The sequence below is a fragment of the Burkholderia sp. 22PA0099 genome (genome assembly GCF_047497165.1).
In the GTDB taxonomy this organism is placed as follows: domain Bacteria; phylum Pseudomonadota; class Gammaproteobacteria; order Burkholderiales; family Burkholderiaceae; genus Burkholderia.
The window spans coordinates 3426082-3448809 of the sequence record NZ_CP163164.1; the positions used below are offsets into that span (position 1 = coordinate 3426082).

General features: G+C 69.6%; 23 protein-coding genes. 3 read left to right on the forward strand and 20 right to left on the reverse strand.

The features are described from left to right. Positions 1 to 19: 19 nt before the first annotated feature. The 11 genes from AB4851_RS14930 to AB4851_RS14980 all read right to left on the reverse strand — a co-directional run bounded on the left by AB4851_RS14930 (position 20) and on the right by AB4851_RS14980 (position 6694). Complete coding sequence (locus AB4851_RS14930) at positions 20 to 2053, reverse strand: helix-turn-helix domain-containing protein (RefSeq protein ID WP_414447869.1); 2034 nt, start codon at positions 2051 to 2053, stop codon at positions 20 to 22. 62 nt (positions 2054 to 2115) lie between these two features. Beyond that, positions 2116 to 2565: a hypothetical protein gene (locus AB4851_RS14935; RefSeq protein WP_414447870.1), complete on the reverse strand. Its 450-nt coding sequence runs from the start codon at positions 2563 to 2565 to the stop codon at positions 2116 to 2118. Between the two features lie 26 nt (positions 2566 to 2591). Continuing rightward, the gene (locus tag AB4851_RS14940; protein WP_414447871.1) at positions 2592 to 3761 is read right to left on the reverse strand and encodes a hypothetical protein; all 1170 of its coding nucleotides are present in this window, start codon (positions 3759 to 3761) and stop codon (positions 2592 to 2594) included. A 24-nt stretch (positions 3762 to 3785) separates the two neighbouring features. Further along, positions 3786 to 4133, reverse strand: a complete 348-nt coding sequence (locus AB4851_RS14945) for a hypothetical protein (protein WP_414441661.1) — start codon at positions 4131 to 4133, stop codon at positions 3786 to 3788. A 104-nt stretch (positions 4134 to 4237) separates the two neighbouring features. Further along, a complete protein-coding gene (locus AB4851_RS14950) occupies positions 4238 to 4828 on the reverse strand; it encodes a RebB family R body protein (protein ID WP_414447872.1) in 591 nt (196 codons plus the stop codon). A gap of 38 nt (positions 4829 to 4866) precedes the next feature. After that, the gene (locus AB4851_RS14955) at positions 4867 to 5067 is read right to left on the reverse strand and encodes a RebB family R body protein (RefSeq protein WP_414441659.1); all 201 of its coding nucleotides are present in this window, start codon (positions 5065 to 5067) and stop codon (positions 4867 to 4869) included. 65 nt (positions 5068 to 5132) lie between these two features. After that, a complete protein-coding gene (locus AB4851_RS14960; RefSeq protein WP_414441658.1) occupies positions 5133 to 5405 on the reverse strand; it encodes a RebB family R body protein in 273 nt (90 codons plus the stop codon). A 40-nt stretch (positions 5406 to 5445) separates the two neighbouring features. Then, on the reverse strand, positions 5446 to 5715 hold the full coding sequence (locus AB4851_RS14965) for a RebB family R body protein (protein WP_414441657.1): 270 nt from the start codon (positions 5713 to 5715) through the stop codon (positions 5446 to 5448). A 28-nt stretch (positions 5716 to 5743) separates the two neighbouring features. Continuing rightward, entirely contained in the window at positions 5744 to 6013 is a 270-nt protein-coding gene (locus AB4851_RS14970) for a RebB family R body protein (RefSeq protein ID WP_414441656.1), read from the reverse strand. A gap of 71 nt (positions 6014 to 6084) precedes the next feature. Next, entirely contained in the window at positions 6085 to 6354 is a 270-nt protein-coding gene (locus tag AB4851_RS14975) for a RebB family R body protein (RefSeq protein ID WP_414441655.1), read from the reverse strand. A gap of 46 nt (positions 6355 to 6400) precedes the next feature. Continuing rightward, entirely contained in the window at positions 6401 to 6694 is a 294-nt protein-coding gene (locus AB4851_RS14980; protein WP_414441654.1) for a RebB family R body protein, read from the reverse strand. Between the two features lie 400 nt (positions 6695 to 7094). Between AB4851_RS14980 and AB4851_RS14985 the strand changes: the two genes are divergently transcribed. Further along, positions 7095 to 7895, forward strand: a complete 801-nt coding sequence (locus tag AB4851_RS14985) for a hypothetical protein (RefSeq protein WP_414447873.1) — start codon at positions 7095 to 7097, stop codon at positions 7893 to 7895. Positions 7896 to 7994: 99 nt separating this feature from the next. Continuing rightward, positions 7995 to 8855: a hypothetical protein gene (locus AB4851_RS14990; RefSeq protein ID WP_414447874.1), complete on the forward strand. Its 861-nt coding sequence runs from the start codon at positions 7995 to 7997 to the stop codon at positions 8853 to 8855. A 16-nt stretch (positions 8856 to 8871) separates the two neighbouring features. Here the strand turns inward: AB4851_RS14990 and AB4851_RS14995 are convergent, their stop codons facing one another. The 4 genes from AB4851_RS14995 to AB4851_RS15010 form a co-directional block, all read right to left on the reverse strand. Continuing rightward, positions 8872 to 9105 (reverse strand): hypothetical protein, encoded by a 234-nt coding sequence (locus AB4851_RS14995; RefSeq protein WP_414447875.1) that lies wholly within the window; start codon positions 9103 to 9105, stop codon positions 8872 to 8874. Between the two features lie 166 nt (positions 9106 to 9271). Next, positions 9272 to 10372: a catalase family peroxidase gene (locus AB4851_RS15000; RefSeq protein WP_414447876.1), complete on the reverse strand. Its 1101-nt coding sequence runs from the start codon at positions 10370 to 10372 to the stop codon at positions 9272 to 9274. Continuing rightward, a complete protein-coding gene (locus AB4851_RS15005; RefSeq protein ID WP_414447877.1) occupies positions 10356 to 11306 on the reverse strand; it encodes an anti-sigma factor family protein in 951 nt (316 codons plus the stop codon). The genes AB4851_RS15000 and AB4851_RS15005 overlap by 17 nt, the downstream gene beginning before the upstream one ends. After that, entirely contained in the window at positions 11303 to 11857 is a 555-nt protein-coding gene (locus AB4851_RS15010; RefSeq protein WP_414447878.1) for an RNA polymerase sigma factor, read from the reverse strand. Before AB4851_RS15010 ends, AB4851_RS15005 begins: the two co-directional genes overlap by 4 nt. Before the next feature lie 450 nt (positions 11858 to 12307). Here AB4851_RS15010 and tssA point away from each other — a divergent pair, with 450 nt between their 5' ends. Continuing rightward, positions 12308 to 13360: a type VI secretion system protein TssA gene (gene tssA, locus AB4851_RS15015; RefSeq protein WP_414447879.1), complete on the forward strand. Its 1053-nt coding sequence runs from the start codon at positions 12308 to 12310 to the stop codon at positions 13358 to 13360. Between the two features lie 68 nt (positions 13361 to 13428). Here tssA and AB4851_RS15020 read toward each other — a convergent pair whose 3' ends face one another. Genes AB4851_RS15020 through tssM form a run of 5 tightly spaced genes read right to left on the reverse strand, consistent with a single transcriptional unit; the run spans position 13429 to position 22728 of the window. Next, positions 13429 to 13881, reverse strand: coding sequence for a hypothetical protein (locus AB4851_RS15020; protein ID WP_414447880.1), 453 nt, complete (start codon positions 13879 to 13881; stop codon positions 13429 to 13431). Continuing rightward, complete coding sequence (locus AB4851_RS15025; RefSeq protein WP_414447881.1) at positions 13835 to 16774, reverse strand: protein kinase domain-containing protein; 2940 nt, start codon at positions 16772 to 16774, stop codon at positions 13835 to 13837. Before AB4851_RS15025 ends, AB4851_RS15020 begins: the two co-directional genes overlap by 47 nt. Positions 16775 to 16784: 10 nt before the next feature. Beyond that, positions 16785 to 17516, reverse strand: a complete 732-nt coding sequence (locus AB4851_RS15030) for a PP2C family protein-serine/threonine phosphatase (protein ID WP_414441644.1) — start codon at positions 17514 to 17516, stop codon at positions 16785 to 16787. Then, on the reverse strand, positions 17513 to 19141 hold the full coding sequence (gene tagF / locus AB4851_RS15035) for a type VI secretion system-associated protein TagF (RefSeq protein ID WP_414447882.1): 1629 nt from the start codon (positions 19139 to 19141) through the stop codon (positions 17513 to 17515). Before tagF ends, AB4851_RS15030 begins: the two co-directional genes overlap by 4 nt. Then, positions 19138 to 22728, reverse strand: a complete 3591-nt coding sequence (gene tssM, locus AB4851_RS15040) for a type VI secretion system membrane subunit TssM (RefSeq protein WP_414447883.1) — start codon at positions 22726 to 22728, stop codon at positions 19138 to 19140. Before tssM ends, tagF begins: the two co-directional genes overlap by 4 nt.

The following is a 22728-nucleotide window of genomic DNA, read 5'->3' on the forward strand; positions in this document are numbered from 1 at the left end:
TGCACGGGCGGCGCATGCGTCACGGTGCGAACTGCATCCGGTATTCGCGAGGACTGCACCCGCTGATGCGCTTGAAGCAGCGTTCGAAGTGGCTCAGGTCGGCAAATCCGAGCACGATGGCCACGTCGGACACGCGCATCCTGGGCGATTCGCAAAGCAGGTGCCGCGCGCGCTGCACCCGCATGTGCTGCAGCAAGGTCTTGAAATTGACGCCGAGGTGCTGACGGAACAGCGCGGTCAGATGCGAAGCGCTGGTGCATGCCGCAGCTGCCAGGTCGGGTTGTGTCAGCGGATCGCAGTAATGCGCCGCGAGATGACGCAAGGCGCGCACCAGCGCGCGCGGCAAGGCCACATCGAGGTCGAACCCGGCACCCGGCTCGCTCTCCAGCACATGGCACGCCCAGGACGACGCCGTGAGCGGCGCGCTCGATACCTCGTCGTGGTCCGTGTCCAGCGTGTCGGAACGCGGTGCGTAGGCCGCTTCGTCCATTGCGCCCGGCGGCGCTTCGGGCGCCAATGCCGCCGGCATGTCATGCGCCACCGCCCCGAGCGATGCCTCCGGCACCGCAGATTGCCGCGACGGCGCGTCGCCATCGATGCCCGCCTCGCTTGCCTCGGCAGGCAGCGGCGCAAGCGCGGGCGCGCACGACGCGAGATCGTCGCGCCGCACGCGACGATTCTGGACATACAACGCCAGTTGCGCCACCAGTCGAGTCAGTTCGAACTGGTTCTCCGGCCAGGCGTGGTGCTCGAGGGCCTGCCAGACCGCCTCGTCGCACTGCAGGTCGATGTCGTGGCCCACGCATTGGCAAACATGGTTGAACAGCGCGCGCAGGTCGTCGGCACGCTCCCGCAACGGCGGCACATGCAGTTCGACCAGGCTGAGTTCGGCCATCAACGCCCGCGGAAACCCGGGCCGGTCCATCAGTTGCTCGGCCCGCAACAGCCCCGACGAGACGAAGTGGCAGGTGTCGGCGCTCGCGGGCGACCTCGCCCATTGGCCGAGCCGCGAAGGCAAATAGGCGGGCAGTTCGCACAGCAGCGCGGGCGGCATGTCCTGGATGCCGTTGAGGTAGAGCGTGCCGCCCTTGGCTCGGGCGAACCACTCGGCCGGCGTGCCTTCGGGATGCGCGCCCAGGATCTCGACGAACGGCGCATCGGATCCGCAGCGAAACACATGCAGCATGCCGGCCACCGAGCTCGGATCGGTGCCGAACTCGCCAGCGATATATACCGGGAAATGGCTGCGCACCGCGACCTCGAAATGCTCGGTCAGGCGCTGGATCGCGTGACCGGCGCCGATCCAGAGCGTCGAACGCGACATCGGGCCAAAGCTTGCGGCCTGGAAAAGATAGCGTAGCGCAACCCAGCGCAAGCGCCGCACCAGTTCGACGATCAACGCCGCCGTGGCGGCGTCCGCCCCGGCCCCGAGTCGCCAGACGATCTGCAGCGTGCCGAGCCGGCGGCCGGCAAAACGCAATTCGAATACGTCGCCCGTGCGTCCCGCGAACGCCTCACCCGGGCGCGCCGCGCCGCTGGCCGACCAGGACTCGGGCAACCCGTCCCCCGCCCCCCCATGTTGCCGAACGATCCCCGGCTCGATCGTGAGGGTGATCTCGCCCACCGGAAGCCAGGCAGCCAGACGTTCGATCAGGGACGAGAGAAACCCGCGGCTCCCGCAACCCTGCGCCGCCGCGTCGCGCCAGAGAAACTCCAGTTCGTTCAGGTTGAGCGGCCTCAGCAGCGCACTCGTCTCGGCAACGGCCCGCCCCGGGTTGGTGTACTCCAACTGCGTCTTCATTATTCGGCCCCGTGATTCCGCTCGCGCCAGTCGCATCGCACAGTCCCGGAATGCGAATACGTCGCGGAATGCGGTTGGCGAGAACGGCTTCGCCCCAGGGCGCGGCGTGCGCATCCCGCCTCCCTCCCCGGTGCGTCCTACTCCATGAAATCCATTCGACATCCTGATCGAATGGGAAATCACGCCAGCTTTCGCAGGCGCGAAAAACCGGGTGGCCGCCGATGCCTCGACGACATCGTCCAGGTTCGTCACGCGCGACGTGCGACCGTGTCGCCGCCCCGCATCGGCCGAACGAGCGCGAGGCGCGCGGGAACTCAGGCGGTCGGGTCGGGGCGCCGCCCCGTTCCGCCGGCGACGCCAGCCTCGGTGTCCTGAACACTGCGCACGCCACGCTGCACGGCCGCCTCGGCCGCGCCGGCGCTCTGGTCCGCATCGGTGGCGGTCGCCGCGTGGGCGTCGCGCATCGCATCGGCCACGCCCAGTTCGGCCGCCTTCATGGCCGCGTCGATCTGCTGCTGGACGGTATGCATCGCGTCTTGTAGCGCGGCATCGCACTGCTCGACGTTGGACGCGACAAGCTGCTGCGCAAGCGCCATGGCGGCTTGCGCGCGCCGGGTCGCGGCCCCGATCACGGCATAGGGGTCCGTGGCGTCGCCCGATGGATTCGCGGCGGAGGGCGCCGGCGCGGCGGGATTGCCCGACGCGGCAGGCGCGGGGGCGGCTGACGGCGGCGGGGTCGGGTTGGTCGAGCGGGCGTTCGGCATGATGGCAGTCCGGAAAGTGGAAGGAGTCAGGCAGCGTTGCCAAGCATGAGGCTGTTGGGCGCGGTGGGTACGGCGCCGGCTGCATTCGGTTCGGCGGCCTGTGCGGCCGCTGCGCCCGATGCGCCGCCCGGCAACGTAGTCGGCGTGGTGTCCGCCACGAAATCGTCGAGCGAGATCACGCCGTGCTTGTCGAGGCAGAGCACCGCGCTCTGCGTGCCGCGCTTCAGTTCGTAAGTGCAGGTTCGACCGTCCTGTCCCATTCGCGCCGTGACATCCTGGATCGACGACAGGAGGATCTGCGCGGAGGTCATGTAACGCCACAACGCGGTTCTCACCTCGGCTTCGCCGCCGCCCGGATAACCGGTGCGCTGCACCATGCGCAGCGCACCGAGCGACAGCCGCGAAAAGCCGAGCTGACGCGACTGCGCATACCAGCTACGCACGACCTGCACCACCGTGTCGGGAGAAGGCAGCCCATGCAATTGCGGGCACTCGAGGCTGCCGAACAGTTCCGGCAGCGTGACCTGCAACAGCGCTTGGGCCTGCGCGGCCAGATTGCGCGCCGACAGCACCTGATAAAAACGCATGTAGTCGACGAACTCCATCGGCGAGCGCGCCTCCCGCGCGGCGAACGCGGCGGCGACCACGGTGGCCGACGGCGAGCCCGGCGCGTCCCCGGCGTCATCCGCCTCGACGCTCGTCACACTCGGCGAGGCGCGCATCAGATCGATCAGCGCAGCCGCGTCGTCGATCGACAGGCATTGGAACAAGGGATGAGCGGCGATGCCCAACTGGCCGAGCCAGGCCTGCAACACCGCGATGTCGGGGCCGCGCACCAGACGATGCCGCGCCACCAGGCTCGCGAGCTGGTTGTCGAGCACGGCGTCCGGTTGCCCCTCGCCATGCGCCTCGACGCCGATCAACGTCCGCAGGTCGGCTTCGTCCATCGTCATCAGCTTGGCGGGGCTCACCAGCAATCCGGCCGCGGGCAGCAGGCACAACGGGTCGCCGTGCAGGCCCTGCTGTACCTCGCACAGCATCCGGGTTTCGTCGGGCACCCTGAAATGCTGCGCCGGCGATTGAATCGCCCATTGCAGCCAGGGAATCCCGCCGTCGATCAGGCCCAGGCATGCGCGCGCGGAAGCGGAAAGCCGGGAGGGCTGCTGGATCTGGCTCGCAGCGATACTCAGTGTCATGGAAGCGTCTCCGTCGTCGTCCGGTCAACCGGCCGGAAACTCTTTGAGCAGCGCCGAGGCGGTGCTGCTGATCTGGCCGAAATCGGTGGACGCGGCGCTGACCATCGACTGTGCCTGCTGCAGCACGGTGACGTACTTCGGGTCGCCCGTGGCAAGCAGTTGCGCCATCGCGACCCCGGCCGCGGTGGTGGCGATCGTCGCGATGTTGCGCAGTGCATCGGTGGCGTCCTGGATCGCGATCGCCGACGATTGCGCCACGGCCTGATAGGCCTTGCCTGCGCCGCTCGTCAGCACCACCTGCGGGCTCATCGTCGCCAGTTGCACCTGATTGACGACATCGACGATTTGAGCGTTGACGTTGGAGAGACTCATCGAAAACTCCGTAATTTGAGTGGATCGCCGCATGCCGCGCATTCAATGCGAACGTGGCATCGGCATGACGGCGCGCGCGCCCTCGCAGGGCGTGCCGATGTGCGTTACGCGGGCGATGCGCCGCGAACGGCGCCGTCCGCCGGATCGCCCTGCTTCGCCGGTGTATCGGCGGCTGCGGGCGCGGGGCTCGGCGCACTCGCGCCGCCGGCATGACCCGAGCCGCCGGCATCCGACGGCGGCGTGCCGCCCTGCAGCCTGGCCGACAGGTTCTGCATGTCCTGCTGCGCCTGCGTCGCCGTGTTCTGGGCCTGCTGCGCCTCGGCCTGCAGCACGCCCAGTGCCACCTGCGCCTGCGCGTTCGCCGCGGCCACCACGGCGGCAGGGTCCGATGCGAGCGGCGGGCCGGGCAGCGGCTCGACGCTCGGCGGCGGCACGACGGGTGGTGGCGGCGGCGGCTTGAAGTCGAACGGCACGCTCAGCATCTTCGCGCAGGCCGACGTCACGGCGGCCGCGCTCATCATGCCGGAGCCCTGCTGCCGGTTCACCGCGTTGTACATCGCAATGCCGAGCGTTTCCAGCAACACCGCGTCGAGCATGCCGAAGGCCTGGGCCGGCGCTTGGCCCGTGGCGAGGGTGACGATGCTGGCGTTGGCATCGATGATCTGACTGTTGACAGTGTCGGGCACGTCGCTCATGTCGATTTCCGTTTGATGTGGTGGACCCGTCGCCGCGGCTACTTGCCTGCGGCAGACGCCAATATTTTTGCAAGCACCTGCGCCAGCGCCGCTTCACCGAGCACCTGGCCACGTTGCTGACAGGCGACGGCGTTCGACATGGCCAGCGCGAGGCTGTCGGCCATCGCGAGGTAGCACATCGCCATCGCGGTGGAGGGCGCCAACCCGATCTGCAGCCCGTCCGGTTCGGCCACGCTCATGACGACGGCCCCCGGCGAACGCCGGGCTCACGGCAATGGCGGTAACGGGTGGCGCCCAAGGACGGTCAGACCAGCCCGAGGATCTGGCGACTGACCACGCCGGTGGTGGCCGTGTCGATGCCGAACAGCGTCGAGACGCCCTGCGTGGTGGCCGTCTGCAGCGTCACGTACGACTGGTTCTGGTTGTTGGTCGCGTTGTGCGCGGCGTTCGACAACGCCTGGCCCGTCGCGACGAACAGGTTGCCCATCGCGACCGCCGGCGCCGCGCCGACGACCTCCGTGTTGGCCTGGGAAACCGAATCGGTGATCTGGCTGTTGACTGCGGTAGGGAAAGCCATCTTGATTGCTCCGTTTCAAAAAGGGAAAAGTGGACCGGCCTCAGGTGCCGAGCAGCTTCTTGGCAGCCATGCCGGTCGCGCCCGTGTCCAGCGAGTAAAGCAACGAGACGCCCATGGTCGTGGCAGCCTGCGCGGTCACGTACATCTGCTGTTGCGCCATCGTCGCGTTGTGCGCGGCGTTGGCAAGCGCCTGAGCGGTGGCCTGGTAGAGATTGCCCATCGCGACGCTGGGCGCGACGCCCAACACCTGAACGTTGGACTGGGTGACCGAATCGGTGATCTGATCGTTGACGGCTGTCGGGAAGGCCATGGTGACGTCTCCGGTTGCGCACTACCGATTACGACGAGAGGATTTTCTTCGTCGCCACGCCGGTGGTCGCCGTGTCGATCGAGTACAGCGTCGCAACGCCCATCGTGGTCGCCGTCTGGGCCGTCACGTAGCTTTGCTGCTGCGCGTTCGTCGCGTTGTGCGCGGCGTTCGCCAGTGCCTGGGCGGTGGCCTGGAACAGGTTGCCCATCGCGATGGCCGGCGCATCGCCGAGTACCTTCGTGTTGGCCTGCGTGATCGAATCGGTGATCTGGTCGTTGACGGAAGTGGGAAATGCCATGATTCAACTCCTCGGGTTGGTTGAGAACGATGGAACGGCGGTACCTCGGTGCTACGGGAACAACATGAAGTTCAGCTCGCCAGGATCGTGCGCGTGGCGATCGCGTCGGCGGCCGTGTCGATCGAATACAGCGTGGCGACACCCATGGTCGTCGCGGCCTGGGACGTCACGTAGCTCTGCTGTTGCGCGTTCGTCGCGTTGTGCGCGGCGTTCGCCAGCGCCTGGGCGGTGGCCTGGAACAGATTGCCCATCGCGATGGCCGGCGCGTCGCCGAGCACTTTCGTGTTGGCCTGCGTGACGGAATCGGTGATCTGGCTGTTGACTGCGGTCGGAAATGCCATGTCTTAGCTCCTCGGTGGTGGATTCGGAGAACGTCTTGCCCGCGACTCAGTAAGTGCCGAGCCCTTTCACGCCGGTCGTCAGAATCTGGCTGACGGCGACACCGTCGGTGGCGGTGTCGATCGCGTACAGCGTGGCCACGCCCATCGTGGTGGACGACTGCGACGTCACGTAGCTTTGTTGCTGCGCGTTGGTGGCGTTGTGCGCGGCATTCGCCAGTGCCTGGGCGGTCGCCTGATACAGATTGCCCATTGCCATCGCGGGCGCGTCGCCGAGCACCTTGGTGTTCGCTTGCGTGACCGAATCGGTGATCTGGTCGTTCACGGAGGTCGGAAATGCCATGTAAGACTCCTTCTGTCGATATTCAGTGGGACTCACCGCTACCAGTGAGGAAATCGACCCGCGTCGAATCGTGTCTCGGCGTTGTCTTGGAGAAAATTCTATGAATCGTTGCGATTCAAAGCTTGCAAAAAACAGTGAATATGAATCGGAATAAACCGGCCCGAATTCGCTGAAAATCGATATTCGCAAAACAAAATGCCCGCCCCTTTCGCATCGATTCGTCCGATCTGACGATTCGATGCGAAATTAATTACCTGGCGCTCGATAAAACCAGCATTTCGATGCATTTAATAATGCGTCGACGCGAATTCCGCGCAATCGAAAACGATCGCCCTGGAAATGGAAGTTTCGTCGTGCGCCGTCATTTTGATTTGCCGGATTTGCCGGCTTTACCCGGTTATTGTCACGCCGCCGCGACGCAATATTCGTCGATTCGTTCAAGCCCGGCCCGGCAGCCATTCGTAGACTGAAGGCATCGATTCGACACCGCCTGTTCTCGCCTACGTATTTCCGGAGCCACGCCGCCATGACGATTCTCAGCATCGACGACTTCACCTTGCTGGTCCAAACCTGGGCCGTCGCCCGATCCGATTCGTTCGGCTCGAAATGGCCCGTCAAAGGGGGCTGGGAAGGTTGGGCACAGGTCGATCTTGTCAGCGAGATGCTGCAGGACGATCCGACGCTCGACATCCTTCGCGAACAAGCGATCTACCGGGGCGGGAGGCGCCGCGTCGACCTGCTGCTGAACGCGAACGCCATGATGGACGACGACATGATCCCGGTCGAGATCAAGGCGGAATCGCTGCAGAATTGCTCGGCCTTCGTCGACGGCGTGCTCAAGGATCTCGACAAGCTGGAAACGCAGCGCAACGCGCAGTTTTCCGCCTGCGACTGCGTGATGATGGCGATTGCGTTCAGCCAATCCGGCGTGGACGGCCTGACGCGAATCGCCACACAAACCGGGCCGATCTTCGCATCGATCCTCGGGCCGAACGTCCCGGGCCTGCTGGCCGGCGAAATCGACATCCTGTTCTCGGTCTGGCGACGCCATGAGGGCTGGGTGCGGCCCGATGCGCCGTCCGGCAACCTGCTCCGTCCTCCCGCGAAGTTCAAGCTCAACGTGATCGACGACGCGGCCGCGGAAAAAGCCGCCGCGTCGTTCGCACAAGGCACCAAGCGTCCGCGCCTCGGCGCCGCGTGAGCCGGGCCGGTTGCCTCCGCGCGATCCGTTCATCCCACCGACCAGGAACCCGCTCATGCAGAGTCCACCTGTTGAACGCGGCACGCCACGGAGGACAGGATGAATCTCCGGGATCTCGCGGCGTCCATGCCGCCGCCGCCCATCCATGCACAACTGCCCGACATGGTTGCGCTGCCCGCCTCGCTCGCGCTGCCGATACGTTCGATGGCCGTGACCTCGGCCGGTTGCCAGTGCGAGACGTCGGCGGCGCTGGCGTTCAACACGCGCGCACACGCGGAGTCCGCCGGCCCGCTGCTGGCCTTCAGCGGCGCGGCGGTCAACGATCGCGCGCACGCCGCCGTCGATGTCTCGGACATCCAGCCGCCCTGGCAGTTTTATGGAACCTTCCACACGCACGTCGCGAGCGCGACATCGGCCACCATCACGGCGCAATCCGTGGCGGGATTCGCCAACATGATTCGCCGCGCCGACGGTGCGAAGGCCGTGCTGGTCGATCCCGACGCGAGGCAAACCGTCGGCCCGCTGGCCTATTCGAGTGCGGACGTCATGACCCTGGTCGATGCGCTCGAGTCGATGTCGTTCCTGTTCTGCCTGCCGGACAAGCTTTATCTGCTGATTCGCGCCGCGGATTCGGCGCCCGACATCCAGGCGCTGTATCGCGCCCTGCTGGCGGGCGGGTTCGAGGCGGTGTACGGCAAGGTATTGTCTCAGGCATTCGGCCTTGACGACGAGAACGATGTGGTCGATCTCGATCTGGACACGATGGGCGACATGTTGGCCCCGCAATGTGTGCCGGTCTCCACCCTGGCCACCGTGCTGGCGCAGCACCGAATCGGCTTCTATGCCGCCGAGGTGGATCTCTCGGGCATCACGGCCGAATCATTTCGCTCCAAGGCGGAGGCAGACGTGGTGCGAACCCACGCACCGATCCGGATGCAGCGCTGCAAGCCGGCGAACTAGCTCGGCCGGGGCGCCGTTACGACTTCCCCTCTCCCCCGATCCCCTCCACAAACCGCCGCAACGCCGCCGGCACCGCCGGCAGGATCTGCGCGGCAAACGCCTGCCGATAAGGCAATCGGGAAGCACGCAGCCGCCCGATACTGTCGCGAAGCGCGGCGGACGCGGCCAGTTCGCGCTCGACCCAGGCGGTTTGGGTCGCGCTGAGTCGGCCGTCGGCGTAGGCGATCAGTTGGCTGTCGTCGGGGGTCATGGGACGAATAGCTGAAAAATGGAAGGCGCCCGATTGGATCGCAACCGGGCCTTAAGCGCGGGTGGGTGCGCCACGAAGCCGCTATGATAAACGGACTCTCGCCGCGCCCCAATGCCGTATAGCAGGTATTGTGGCGCGCACCCATCGCCTTTCCCCCAGTCACCCGTCAACCCGCGCCGCCACCTCGATGCCGGCTCGCGCGGATCGCCGCGGCCTCCTCCGTCATGCGCCGCCGGAACGATTCGCCGTAGGTCGCCGAGCGCGCGGCCAGCAACGGATCGGCGGACGGCGCGATGCCGGCGGGCAGCACCGTCGGGTCGAACACGACGTCGCGGCACGGCCCGTCGATCTGCGTCTGCGCGCGGTCGATCACCACGGTGCCGGCATCGATGCGCGGCCGGCTCGGCGAAGGCGCCCACGCGCGCGTCGAATCGTCGAGCGGGTCGCCGGGCAGCGCGACGTTCAGCACCAGATGCCAGCGCAGCGGCCCGCGCGCGAGCCGCTGCGTCAAATCGTAGGCGAGGAAATCGGGGTCGCGCTGCTCGCGCGCATCGACGGGGCGGTACGCATCGTCGGGCACGACCTCCCAGCGCACGAAACGCCGCGCACCGCGCGCATCGTCCACGCGAAACGCGCTGATGCCGTAGTAGCGCGCGTTGTCGTAGCCGGACGAGGACGGATGCGCGGCCAGATAGCGATCGAACGCGCCCGCCTCGGGGTGGGCGTCGAGGAAGGCCTGCATCTTCTCGGGATCGGCGCGGCCGGTGCGGGGGTCGCGCGCGTCGGCCCGCAATTGCTCGAACAGCGCCTGCGGCGTGCGCACGGCGAAGATCGGCGCGGAATTCATGGCGAGGCGCCATTGCTCGCCGCCGGGCATCGTCATGCGCAACGCGAAGCTGCGCACCATGCCGGTGGCGTCCTCGCGGGTGGGATCGGTGCCGGGCATGGACAGCCGCCCGACCAGCGGATAGCGGCCCGGCGCGAACGCGCTGGCGCGCGACACGGCGCGGCCGGCGCCGTTGCTGTCGAAATGGCCGGTCACGCAGATGCCCTTCGCATGATTGCGGCGGAAGCCCGGATAGCGGGCGGCGGTGGCCTCGAACGCATCGACGATGCGCGGCGCATCGACCGGCGCGCTCAACCAGCCGCCGCACCAGACGAACGCGCCGGTCAGCGCGGCCGGCACGCCGAGCACGACGGCCCAGCGCAACATCAACCCGGCCCGGCCCATCGGCTCGCCCTCGCTGCGTTCACCCGCGCCGGACATGCCCACCCGAATCGTCGCTGCCGAGCGTGGCCTCGGCCTCGTCGCCGTAAAGCCGCGCGCCGAGCGCATCGAGATCGGCCGCGCCGGCCTCGCCGAGCAGCGCGTAGCCAAGCTGGCCGCGCCGCCAGCTCACGACGGTCAAGCCATCGACGCGGCGGCGCGACGGCGCGGCGTCGGCCATCGCTTCGCGCAGCACGCACAGCGCGACGGGCTTGCCCTGCCCCTGCATCGGCAGATAGACGATCTGCACGAGCGGCTTGCCATGAAAGCGCAGCCGTTGCACGCGCTTGAACGCAAGGCCCTGGTCGCGCAGATCGGGAATCCGCACGGGCAGCCTGTCGACCGTATTGATGGCGGCGAGTTCGGCGGCGGCGGCCTTCATGTCGGGTTGCAGCAAGGCAACCGTGTCGCGCGTGTAAAGCTGCTGGTAATCGGCGGCGGCCTTGATCCAGGGCGTCATGCTCCGCATGTCGCCACGATCGTCAGCCTCGCCGCCATCGGCCTGCGTCTCGACATCCGCGCCCCGGCTCGACAAGCCCGGCGCGAGGCGCAGCGCCAGGCTGCAACAGAACACGCCCGCCACGAACGCCACCGCGAACTTCGGCCACGTCCATCGCGGCGCGGCCTGCCCGCGCGGCGTCAGGCGATGCACGTTGCCGCTCGCCATCGCGGGCTCGGCGGCAGGCGCGCCATCGCCCCGCCCCACACGATGCCGCGCGATCAACGCATCCACCGTATGCACGATCAACGCGGGCACGGGCGGCAGCGCCTGCCGCGCGAACGCATCGCGATACGGCAGATCGGCCGCCCGCAGCCGCGCGACGCGTTGCCGCAATGCATCGGATTCCTGAATGGCTGCCGTGATCCGACGGTGCGCTTGCGCGGGCAGACTGCCGTCGACATAGGCCAGCAGGCTGGCGTCGCCGACGCTCATGGCGTGACCCGTTGCGCTTGAAACGCGCGCGGAGCCGGCGCACTGCGCTCGCCGAAGCGCGCGCCGATGGTTTGCCGCGCCCGCGACAGCCGGCTCATGACGGTGCCGATCGGCACCTCCAGCACCTCGGCCGCCTCGGAATAGCTCATGCCCTCCACGGCCACCAGCAGCATCACCACGCGCTGCGCTTCCGGCAAGCGCTCGACGGCCGCGATGATCTCGCTGCTCATCATGGCGGATTCCGGGTCGCACGCACCCGGGTCGGGCACGGTCTCGAGAAACGCGTCGTCCCACTCCATGCTCGAGCGGCTGCGCACGCTGCGCGCCTTCAGCTCGTTGATCCAGGTGGAGTGGACGATCGAGAACATCCAGCTCAGCGGCGCGGTGCCCGGCTGCAACTGATGGGCACGCTCCAGCGCCCGCAAGCAGGCACGCTGGACCAGGTCCTCGGCATCGTGCTGATTCCCGCACAGGCGAAGGGAGAATGCCCAGAGCCGCGGCAGCATGCCCGGCAGAAGTGCGGGCAAATTCTCGACATCTGCTGTAGACATGTTTGGCTGACTGAAAACGGGGTGGCGACCGGCTCGCCGACCGGAAACCGGCCGTGGCTAAGGAGGTGGTAAAAAGTTCGCGGATTGTACAACCGGGGTCGGGCGTCTGCCGAAATCAATTGCGCCTGTTCGGGGCAAAATGCGCATTCATTTCGTTATCGAGCGACGCATTGCGGGTGTCGCGCGGCGCGGCCTCCTGTAATAACAAGGCCTTGCGTGCGGCATGCGTGAAATCCGCAAAATTGTAAGTAAATGCTAGTGCTTCGCGTCACGGATTTCCCGACCGGGCGGCCGGGCATCGATGCGCATCCTTTCGTGCCGGAATAGTTCGGCGTACTCAGGTGTTGTGTTGGACGAAGCCGCTTCGCGCGAGCGCATCGGCGCGGCCCGATCCGGCCGCCATCGATGCAACCCAAGCAAGCTTTCGTCACCAACCTTCCCTGGCCTGCAATGAACGATTCCGTCACGCCCCCGGCCCTGCTCGCGCCCATCGACGGCGACGCGCGCACCGGCCCGAACCTCGAATACGATCCGGCCTTCGCGGCGCTCGACCAGCTCGCCACGCCGATGCCCGAGCGCATCATGGGCGACAGCCTGAAGGCGGCGCAAGAGCCGGACTGGGACCGGGTCGCGCAGGCCGCCGAGGCGCTGCTGGCGCGCACCAAGGATGTGCGCGTGGCGGTGCATCTGTGCGCGGCGCGCACGCGCCTGGACGGCGTGGCCGGCTGGACGGCGGGCCTCGCTGTGGTGCGCGGCCTGCTCGAAGCGTATTGGGACGACGTCCACCCGCAGCTCGACGCCGAGGACGACAACGATCCGACCGCGCGCGCCAATGCGCTGATGCCGCTCGCCGATCCGCAAAGCGTGCTCGGCTACCTGCGGCTCGCGCCGTTCGTGCATTCGCCCAGGCTCGGGCGCTTTTCGCTGCGCGACCTGCGCGTGGCGACCGGCGCGATCGTCGCCGCACCGTCGGAGGACGGCACGCCGCCGCCGACGCTCGCCGATCTGGAAGCCTGTTGTATGGATTGCGGCGAGGCGCAGTTGCCGGCAGCGGCCGCGCAGTTGGCCGCGGCGCACGAGCACGCGCAGGCGATCGTCGCGCTGCTGCGCGAGCGGCTCGGCACCGCCAGCCCGGATCTCGCGCTGTTGGGCGGCGATATCGACGAACTGCGCAAGTTCGTCGATGCGCAGGTGGCGCGGCGCTTTCCGGAACTGGCGGCGGCCGGCACGACCACCGCCGCGCCGGGCAACGAGGGCGAGGCCGCGCCAGCGCCCGTCGCCGCCCCGGCGCGCCCGGACACGATCGCCAGCCAGGCCGACGTGATCCGCCGGCTCGACGAGATCTGCGAATACTACGAACGCGCCGAACCGTCGAGCCCGCTGCCGGTGCTGCTCAAGCGCGCGCGGCGGCTGGTCGGCAAGAGCTTCGCCGAAGTGCTGGAAGACATCGCGCCGGGCGGGCTGTCGGAGCTTCGGACGCTGGCCGGGCCGAACCGCGATTGAGCGGCGGGGAGCGCTTGAATCAGGCTCGAGCCGAGCCTGCGCCGCACCTGAACCACGCGCCCGGCCGCTCACGTTCCCACCGAAAACCAGCACCACGCGGCGCACGCCAGTGCGCCGATCCCCACCACGCAAATCGCCACGCGCCATCGCGACATGCCGCGCGCAGGCATTTCGTTTTCCTGACGAACCCCGCCCGTGCCGGCGTCATCGCCCCTCGCCTCGCGACGCGCCACCGGCGCATCGCCATCGGGTACCGCGCGCCGCACCGTGTCGCGCCCGGCCAGCTCGGTCGCCTCGCTCAACGAATCGAGCAGGCGCCGGCGTCGCTGCCGGTATTCGTCCCGCGCGATCCGGCGTTGCCGGTGCATCTCGTCGAGGCTGCGCAATGCGTCGTTGACCTGCTGCTCGCGCACGCTCATCGCGCCTCCTCCCTTGCCGTCACCGTTGCCGTCACGCGGCCCGCACGCGCGGCGCTCAACGGGCCACCGCCGAATCGCTCGCACCATCGGCATCGCCACCATCGGCACTGCCGGCCTGCGCGCGGATCTGCTGCAACACCGCGCTCAAGCCGCCCGGCGGCAGCGACACCGTGTTGCCGATGTCGCGTTCCAGTTGGCGCATGGCGTCGGGGTCGCCGTCGCGCGCGGCCGCGAAACGCGCCTGCAAGGCCTGCCAGTCGGCATCGACCATCGGCTTGCCGCGCGCCTCGAGGATCGCGGCGGCGATCCGGTAGCGTTGCACCGCCGCGCCGAGCCGCGCGTCGCCAGGCACGGCATCGGCGCCGTTCGACGCGGCCTGCGCGGCGTCGGCCAGCTTGCCGGTGCGGCCCAGCAGGCGCGCGTTGCCGAGATACGCATCGGCCACCAGCGCCGGCCCGGCGCTGCCGAGAAACGCGTTGTCGGGCTGCAGCGCGCGCAGCCGGTTCAGCGCGGCGAGCGCGCGCGGGCCGTCGTTGGCGGTGGCGGCCAGGCGCATCGCGTCGATCTGCGCGGCGGCGTCGCCGCTGGCGATCTGCTGGTCGATGCGCTGCTGTTGCAGCAGCATCAGCATGCGGTCGCGCTGCGCGGCAAGGCCCGGCGCGTTCGGCGCGTAGCGCAGGCCGATCTCGATCAGGTCGAGCGTCGGGTGCGCCTGCGCGGCATCGCTCACGCGCGCCGCGGCGTTGACGATGCCGTCGGTCAGCGTCTCGATCGCCTGCGCGGTTTCGGGCGCCTCGTCGCCCTGCAAGGCGGTCATCGCGGCCGACAGCGCGTCGAGCCACGGCTTGGCGGTGGACGGATTGGCGGCCAGGTCGTTCAGCGAGCGCCGCGCGTCGGCCACGCTCAGGGTGCCGACGTGCGGCCCCGGATGCGCAACCGCGGTGGCGATCGCCGCGTCGAGCTGGTCGCGCCGCCGCAGCAGCCGCGACGCGTCGGGGAACAGTTGCAGCGCCAGCGCGAGCCGCGCGCGGGCCTCGTCGAACTTGCCGAAATCGATCGACTGCCCGATCGCGGCGTCGTATTTCAACTGCAGGCGCGTGCTGCGCGTGAGCGCGCTGCCGGGGTCGAGCAGCCGGATGCGCCGCAGGATGTCGGCGGCGCTGCCCGGCTGATCCTCGAACAGCGCATCGCGATCCACCGCTTCGTCGAGGCTGCCGCCGAGGCTCGCCAGCATGCCGGTGCGCTCGTCGTCGATCTGCTTGCGGCGCGCGTCGAACGCCGGCGAGAACAGCTTCAACTGATCGCGCACCTGGAACACGTGCTGCACGGCCGCGTAATCGAAGCGGCCGAGCGGCGGGCTCCAATCGGCATCGAGCCGTTCGGACAGGAAGCGCAGGATCGCATCGTTCTGGTTCAGCACGAGCCGCTGGCGGTCGTCCACGTCGAGCGCGGCCAGCGCCGCCATCGCCTGATCCTCGTTGGCGTAGCGATGCGGATCGGCGGCGGCGAAGCGCGCCACGGCCGCGTCGTACTGGCGATGCCGGTCGTGGTTGTGCAGCGCCACGCCGCCGGCCGCGCAGGCGGCCACCGCCAGCAGGCCGAGCAGATAGGGGGCGATGCGCTCGCCCGAGCGGCGCGGGCGCAGGCCGTCGATCAGCGCGCCGACGGTGGCCAGGCGCGCCTCGCCGCGAAACGCCACGGCCTCGCACAGCGCGCGGTACTGGCGGCGCGGCAGCCCCGGCACGGCGGGCGGCACCGCGCCCTCGGCCAGCGCGACGTCGGCGCCATGCCGGTCGAACGGATGGCGGCCGGTCAGCAGCTCGAACACCACGCAGCCGAGCGCGTACACGTCGTCGCGGGCGGTGGGCTCGGCGCCCTGGATCATCTCCAGGCTCGCGTAGGCCGGCGTCATCGCGCCGAGCGTGCCGGCGTCGAACACCGTCTGCTCGCCGGCCGCGCCCGCGCCGGCGTGGCCCGCCCGGGCGATGCCGAAATCGAACACCTTCGGCACGCCGTCGCGCGTGACCATCACGTTGCCGGGCTTGAAATCCGAATGCACGATGCCGCTCGCGTGCGCGCGCTGCAGCGCGCGCGCCATGCCGGCGATCAGTGGCCACGCCTCGCGCAACGGCAGGCCCGACGGCCGCCCGCGTATCAGCGTGCGCAGGTCGGTGCCGTCGATGTACTCCATCGTCATGAAGACGATCGTGCCGTCCTTGTCGAAATCGTAGACATGGACGATGTTGTCGTCGGCCAGCCGCTGCGCGCGGCGCGCCTCGCGTTGCAGCGCGATCAGCGAATCGGGATGGCGGCGGAACTCGTCGTTGAGCACCTTGACGGCCACGTACGGATCGCGGTCGCGCGCCTCGACCTTGCGCTCGTCGCGCGCCAGATAGACCACGCCCATGCCGCCCCGGCCCAGCTCGCGCTCGAGCAGGAAGCGGCCTTTCAGCAGCTTGCCGACGGCCGCGTCGTCGCCGCCCTGCGCCTGCGCGATGCGCTGCCAGCTTTCGCGGCTCAGGCTGCTGTCCGCGCCGGTGCCGGACGTGAGGGTGCCGGTGTTGCCGGTGTTGCCGGTGTTGCCGGTGTTGCCGGTGTTGCCGGTGTTGCCGGTGTTGCCGGTGTTGCCGGTGTTGCCGGTGTTGCCGGTGTTGCCGGTGTTGCCTGCGTTAGCCGAAGGCCGGCTGCCCGGCTTGACGACGGTGGCGTCGCCCGCGTCGTGCCAGGCTTGCGCGGTGCGCACCGTATCGCTTGCATCGGCGGCCGGCGCGGCGGGCCGGGCGGGCTGCACGTAGGTCAAGCCAATATCGTCGTCGGGCGCGAGCCGCGCGGCCGGCGCCAAGGTGTTCGCGCGCCCCGCCGGAGACGATGCGGACGCGGTCGGCGAACCGCCGCGACGCTGCGCCAGCAGCTTGCGCGCGCGACGCCGCAACAGGTCGGCCAGCGTGCGCACCTGCGCACGGCCCGCTTTGAGGTAGGCGTGGGGAGAGGTCATCGGAAAGTCTTCACGGGGTATCGAGCCGCACGATCACGGCGGAGAGGTTGTCGCGGGCGCGCCGCGCCATCGAGAGCGCGCACAGCCGGTCGACGCGTTGCCAGGGGGCGAGCGGCTCGCGGCAGGCGCTCGCCAGTTCGCTGTCACTCAGTTCCTTGTTGATGCCGTCCGAGCACAGCAGGAACTCCATGCCGGGGCGGCTGCCGGCCACGGCCCAATCGACGAACAGCGTGTCCTCCACGCCGACCGCCCGGGTCAGCACGCCCGAGCCGGCCGGCGGCGCGGAGCGTGCCGCGCCGGGCGCGCCGAAGTGCGTGATGTCGACCGGCTGGCCGTGCACGTGGTCGCGCGTCAGTTGCACCAGCGCGTCGTCCTCGTGCACGTACACGCGGCTGTCGCCCACCCAGCCGCACAGCATGAACGCCGGGTCGTGCACCAGCAGCGCGACGGTCGAACCGATCACGTCCACCTGGCGTTCGAGCGCGGCGGCGCGCAGCTCGTCGTTGACCTGCTGGAGGCAATCCTCGATCGCGGCGACGAACGCGTGCACGTCGCCGTCGCGCGTCAGGCCGCCGAGCCGCGTCACGATCAGCGTGCTCGCGTAATCGCCGGCCGCGTGGCCGCCGAGGCCGTCGGCCACGACCCACAGGCCGAGGTCGTCGCGCACCAGGATCGCGTCCTCGTTGCGGCGGCGCACCTTGCCGGTTTCGGTGCGGCCGGCGGAGCGGTAGGTGGCGCTCATACCGGCACCTCCAGCACGGCGATCGGCCACTGCGCGGGCAGCGTGCGCAGGTCGGCGAGCCGCGCCAGATGCGCACGCGCGTCGTCGCCGGTGGGCAGATCGAGCGCCTGCGCGAGACATTCGCGCGGCAGTTGCGTCAGCGCGCGGGTGGCCAGCAGCAGCAGGCGGTCGCCCGGTTCGAGCCGCAGCGAGGCTTCGTCGCAATCGGGCTCGCCCGGCGTGCCGACACCGGGCATGTCGAACCAGGCCTCGCCGAACAGCAGATCGTCGAATTCGCCGCCCGCGCCGCTCTCGCGCTCGACGAACGGCGCGCGCAACTGGCCGCGCCGCCAATGCCAGAGCGCGGCGGCGCCGATGCGCAGCACCTGCGCGTCGGGGCCGTCGAAGCGCACCACGACGGCCGCGCCGTTTTCGGCGGCGGGCGATGCGGCGGGCAATTCGGCATGAGATGCGGCGTGCAATGCGGCGGCGCTGCCTTCGGCATGGCCCGGCGCGTCGCGCAACTGGGCGTGCAGCGCCATCAGCGCCGCGCGCGGGCCGGCCGCGCCCTGCCCGCGCGCCGCGACCGTCTCGCGGATCAGTCGCGCTGCCTGACGCGGCGGGCCACCGTAGCCGCCGGGGCCGTCATCGGCGGCCAGCACGACGATGCGGCCGGCATCGAGGCGCAGCAACGCCGCATCCGATACGTACGCGACAGCGGGCGGCAGGACGAAATCGGCGGCGGACAAACCGTCGCCGGGGGCGTCGGCCAGCCAGTCGGGCTCGATGACCGGCGCTGCGGCGGGCATCGGCAGCCAGTCCGGTTCGATGACCGGCGCTGCGGCTGGCATGGGCAGCCAGTCGGGCTCGATGACCGGCGCTGCGGCGGCTATCGGCAGCCAGTCCGGTTCGACGATCGGCACTGCGGCGGGCATCGGCAGCCAGTCCGGTTCGATGGCCTGCGCTGCGGAGGACATCGGCATGGCCATGCGCTCATCCGGCACGGCCAACAAACTCGCCACGCTGCGCGGCAAGCCGCGCACCGCGAGCCGATGCATCGCGCCTTCGCGCCACCACAGGCTCCACGGCTCGGCGCGCAACCCAAGCTGACGCCACGTCTCGCCCAGCACGGCGGCTTCGGCCAGCGGGTCCGGCTGCGTCAGTTGCCACTGCCCGGCTTCCCACGGCAGATCGCGCCAGCGAGCGGCCGCATCGTCCGCCTCCACCGGCACCGGCGGCAACGCGGCCACGCAGGCGTCGAACCCTTCGACATCGAGCGCACCGTCCTGCCCATGCCGACAGACCCGCGTCAGCGCATCGAACCACGCGCCCTGGCCGAACAGCCTGGCGGCATCGCCCGCGCACGGCGCGGCCAACACCATCGGAAACGCGCGGCCCACGCGGTCGACGCCCGGCCCGATCACGCCGCACCACGCACCGCCGCCGCACACCAGCGCCGGCAGCACGAAGCGCCACACCGGGCCGTCGCGCCACGCCGCATCCCAGCGCGCACCCAGCTCGCGGCGGCCGGCATCGAGCGCACGCTGGAAATGCCGGTCCCAGCCCTCGACGAACTCGCCCGGCAGCCGCCGCCGCACGAAATCGCCGGCCGCGGGCAGCTTGCCGTAGAACCCGACGCCGCTCATCGCGGGCACCTGAAGCGCCGCACGGCATCGCTCTGGAACGGATTGCGCAGGCTCGCGGGCTGGATCGGCAGGCCCACTGCGTGCCCATCGAACGTGAAGCTCGCCACCACGCGCAGGTCGCCCTGCTTCTGCACATGCCCGGCGTCGAGCGCATGGAACCACGCCCAATCGCCGTCGAAGCGCAACGGCGTGCCGACCGGATGATTCGACGCGTCGAACGCGCTGATCACCACATGGCCCGGCTGCGGACCCGGCCACACCATCGCGGCGCTCGATGCCGCCGCCGCGCCGCTCGCCGAGACGTCGAACTTCTGCCCGTCCACCTCCACCACCAGCCGCGCGATCGACGCATCGAACTGCGGCGCGAGCAGCGTGAAGCCGACATGCGCCTGCGCGCCGCTGCCGAAGAACACCTGGCGGATTTCGTCGGCCACCTGCGCGCCGGCCAGCACGCTGTCCGGCCCCGGCGGCGCGCCCGGCTTCCAGCGCCAGGCGCGCGCGCCGGTGTCCACCCGCTGCGCGAGCGTCGACTTGAAGAAGCTGTCGAAGCGGCCGCCGTTGCCGAACAGCTCGGCGAAGTTCTGCACCGGGATGTCCGACGCGCCGCCCGGCGCGAACGGGTAGCGGCCATCCACGAAGCTGGCGCAATCGTTGCCGGCCGCCGCGCGAAACTGCTCGGCCAGCGCGGCGCTGCTGCCGCTCGCCACCAGCGCCGCGCTCTTGCCGGTCAGCCCGGCGATCAGCCCGGCCGCCTGCGGCGGCAACTGCCCCGCCTCCTGACGCGCGGCCAGCACAGCGGCGTTGTTCTGCGCGGCCGGGTCGCTCAGGTCGTTCATCGTCAGCAGCGCCTTGCCCAGTTGATCGAGCACGCCGATGGTGTGATCGAGCGGTGTCGCGCCCGGCGTGCCGATGCTCAACTGGTCGAGCTGCGCGAAATGCGCCTCGATCGCCGCGCCCGGTTGCGTGCCGTTGCCATTGCCGCCACCGCTGCCGCCATTGGCGCCGAGCGTGACGCCCACCGGCAGCGGCGCGCCGGCCGAGCGCAGCTCGCCCGCGAGGCGCGTGTTCAGCGCGCGCTTGGCGGCGAGGTTCTCGCCCACCGTCTTCGCCTGCGCGCCGGCCGCGCTCGCATCGACGCCGCCCGCTGCGCTCGTTCCCGCGCTGCCGCGCAGCATGTCGCTGGTGTTGTCGCGCACCAGGTTCAGCAGCGCCTTGAGCGGCGAACTCGGCCCCGACAGCTTGGCGGCCAGCGCGCTCGCATCCTGGATGCTCGCCACCGGCTGCAGTTGCAGGTCGGCCAGCAGCGCGTCCCAGTTGCGGATGTAGTCCTGCTCGTACAGCGTCAGCACCTGCTGCTCGTAGCGCGAGCGCGCCAGCGGATCGACGCGCCCCGCATCGAATACCCAGTAATCCTTGACGAAATCGTCGACGGATTGCGCAATGCCGCCGTTGGCTTCCGACGCGAAATACGGCCGCGTGAACAGCACCGGCAGCGGCTGCGCGAGCGGCGTGCCGCTCTTGCGCACGAACACGTTGCCGAGCAGCCCGAGCGACTGATCGAGCCGCACCGGCGAGGTGCCGGAGCGCTGCGCTTCAAGCTGCACGCTGCCGTAGATCAGCGTGGCGAGATCGGCCGTCTTCAGCGTGGCGCGGGCCTGATCGATCAGCGCGGCGTCCAGCGGCAAGGCGCGCGGCTTTTGCGGATCGCCGACGCGCGCCGAGAAATGCCGGTCGAGCGCCCGGGCGATCTCGGGATCGCGCGGGTACAGCCGCTGCCATTCGAGGCGCGCCAGCGCGGCCAGCTCGCCCGGGTCGAGATGCTGCGGCTGGCCGAGCATCAGATAGCCCTTCAGCGTGTCGTACAGCGCCTGCGGATCGTTGGCGTTTTCGCTCAGCCCCTCGCGAAAGCGCACGCCGATGCCGGGCAGCAAGGTGGCGTCGCTCTCGCGCAAATAGGCGCCGTGCGCCTGCGCGAACAGCGCGTGGCCCTGGAACAGCCCGAAGCGCATCGCCAACGGCACGTGGCCCTGATACTGGCCCGCCACGTCCTGCGCGGCCGAGATCACCTCCAGCCGGGCCAGCGCGCGCGCGAAATAGGTCGGCAGATCCGGCGTGCCGTTCAGCGTGTCGGCCGGCGGCAGATCCTTGAGCGTGGCCTGCACGTCGGCGATCAGCACGCGGTTGCGTGCGTAGCTGGTGGCGAACCCGGCCACCAGCCCCACCGTCAGCACCGCGAGGCCGATATACGCGGCCGCCTGCATCAGCAGCTTCTGCCGCTCCAGGCGCGGGTTGGTGCCGGCCAGGCCCGATTCGCGGAACAGCACGTCGCGCAGCAGCCGCTCGACGAAATAGGTATGGCGCTGCCCCGCGCCCACCTGCACGCGCGCGGCATCCACGCCGAAGGTGCGCGCCACCGCACTCAGCATCCGGTCGATCGGCGCGCCTTCCTGCGTGCCCGAGGTCAGGTACGTGCCGCGCAGCACGGGCGGCGTGCCGTACTCGTGACGCGCGAACGTGCCTTCCACGAACTGCCGCGCGATCTCGCGGAACGCCCCGAGTTGCTGAGGAAAACTGAGCACGGCCGCGCGCCGGCTGCGGTCGCGCTCGGCGTGCAGGCGCTCGATGAGCCGCGTGTTGAGCCGCTCCAGCAGCAGGTCGTATTCGCCGGCGAAGCGCAGGCAGGCGCTGCCGTCGAGGCTGGCGTCGAGCGGGAACGTCGCGCCCCACACCTGGCTGCGCAGGTCCGGGCCGAGATCGTCGAAGAATTCGCTGAAGCCGGCCACCAGGTCGCATTTGGTGAACACCAGATACACGGGGATCGCGATCTTCAGGTGCTGGTTGATCTCGTCGAGGCGGCGGCGCACGGCGCGGATGTGCTGCGCGCGCGCGGCGTCGTCGAAGCCGAGCAGGTCGGACACGCTGATCGTCACGATCACGCCGTTCAGCGGACGGCGGCGGCGGTGACGACGCAGCAGTGCGAGGAACGACTGCCAGGCCGAGGCGTCCGCGCCGGCATCGGAATCCTGCGTCGTGTAGCGGCCGGCGGTGTCGAGGAACACGGCCTCGTCGGTGAACCACCAGTCGCAATCGCGCGTGCCGCCGATGCCACGCAGCGCTTCCTTGCCGAATCGTTCGGATAACGGAAAATCGAAGCCGGAATTCTGCAGCAGCGTGCTCTTGCCCGAGCCGGGCGGGCCGATCACCACGTACCACGGCAGCGCGTAGAGGTTGCGGCCGTTGCGGCGCGTCTTGCGCAGCGTGTCGATGGCCTCCCTAAAGCGCTGCTGCAATTGCGCGCGCTCGGCGCTGCCCGGCTCCTCGGCGGCAAGCCGCGCTTCCTGGCCGGCCAGTTCGCCCGACAGTTGCGCGGCCTTGCGGCGGTCGCGCCATTGCAGCGCCAGCGCCACCAGCACCGCGGCCAGCACCATCGCCAGGATCAGCGCGAGCCGGGCCGCCGCGCTCGCGAGCGGTTGATAGGCGCCGATGCCGAGATACGGGCCGCCGAGCCAGATCAGCACGGCGATCAGCAGCAGCCCGGCCGACACCGCGAACCAGCGGGACGTGGCCGCCGTTTTCAACGTGTTCAT

Excerpts from the sequence above, each read along its gene's own strand:
- AB4851_RS14935 (WP_414447870.1), bottom strand. The coding sequence starts at position 2,565 with ATGCCGAACGCCCGCTCGACCAACCCGACCCCGCCGCCGTCAGCCGCC.
- AB4851_RS14940 (WP_414447871.1), bottom strand. The coding sequence starts at position 3,761 with ATGACACTGAGTATCGCTGCGAGCCAGATCCAGCAGCCCTCCCGGCTT.
- AB4851_RS14945 (WP_414441661.1), bottom strand. The coding sequence starts at position 4,133 with ATGAGTCTCTCCAACGTCAACGCTCAAATCGTCGATGTCGTCAATCAG.
- AB4851_RS14950 (WP_414447872.1), bottom strand. The coding sequence starts at position 4,828 with ATGAGCGACGTGCCCGACACTGTCAACAGTCAGATCATCGATGCCAAC.
- AB4851_RS14955 (WP_414441659.1), bottom strand. The coding sequence starts at position 5,067 with ATGAGCGTGGCCGAACCGGACGGGCTGCAGATCGGGTTGGCGCCCTCC.
- AB4851_RS14960 (WP_414441658.1), bottom strand. The coding sequence starts at position 5,405 with ATGGCTTTCCCTACCGCAGTCAACAGCCAGATCACCGATTCGGTTTCC.
- AB4851_RS14965 (WP_414441657.1), bottom strand. The coding sequence starts at position 5,715 with ATGGCCTTCCCGACAGCCGTCAACGATCAGATCACCGATTCGGTCACC.
- AB4851_RS14970 (WP_414441656.1), bottom strand. The coding sequence starts at position 6,013 with ATGGCATTTCCCACTTCCGTCAACGACCAGATCACCGATTCGATCACG.
- AB4851_RS14975 (WP_414441655.1), bottom strand. The coding sequence starts at position 6,354 with ATGGCATTTCCGACCGCAGTCAACAGCCAGATCACCGATTCCGTCACG.
- AB4851_RS14980 (WP_414441654.1), bottom strand. The coding sequence starts at position 6,694 with ATGGCATTTCCGACCTCCGTGAACGACCAGATCACCGATTCGGTCACG.
- AB4851_RS14990 (WP_414447874.1), top strand. The coding sequence starts at position 7,995 with ATGAATCTCCGGGATCTCGCGGCGTCCATGCCGCCGCCGCCCATCCAT.
- AB4851_RS14995 (WP_414447875.1), bottom strand. The coding sequence starts at position 9,105 with ATGACCCCCGACGACAGCCAACTGATCGCCTACGCCGACGGCCGACTC.
- AB4851_RS15000 (WP_414447876.1), bottom strand. The coding sequence starts at position 10,372 with ATGTCCGGCGCGGGTGAACGCAGCGAGGGCGAGCCGATGGGCCGGGCC.
- AB4851_RS15005 (WP_414447877.1), bottom strand. The coding sequence starts at position 11,306 with ATGAGCGTCGGCGACGCCAGCCTGCTGGCCTATGTCGACGGCAGTCTG.
- AB4851_RS15010 (WP_414447878.1), bottom strand. The coding sequence starts at position 11,857 with ATGTCTACAGCAGATGTCGAGAATTTGCCCGCACTTCTGCCGGGCATG.
- tssA (WP_414447879.1), top strand. The coding sequence starts at position 12,308 with ATGAACGATTCCGTCACGCCCCCGGCCCTGCTCGCGCCCATCGACGGC.
- AB4851_RS15020 (WP_414447880.1), bottom strand. The coding sequence starts at position 13,881 with ATGGTGGCGATGCCGATGGTGCGAGCGATTCGGCGGTGGCCCGTTGAG.
- AB4851_RS15025 (WP_414447881.1), bottom strand. The coding sequence starts at position 16,774 with ATGACCTCTCCCCACGCCTACCTCAAAGCGGGCCGTGCGCAGGTGCGC.
- AB4851_RS15030 (WP_414441644.1), bottom strand. The coding sequence starts at position 17,516 with ATGAGCGCCACCTACCGCTCCGCCGGCCGCACCGAAACCGGCAAGGTG.
- tagF (WP_414447882.1), bottom strand. The coding sequence starts at position 19,141 with ATGAGCGGCGTCGGGTTCTACGGCAAGCTGCCCGCGGCCGGCGATTTC.
- tssM (WP_414447883.1), bottom strand. The coding sequence starts at position 22,728 with ATGAACACGTTGAAAACGGCGGCCACGTCCCGCTGGTTCGCGGTGTCG.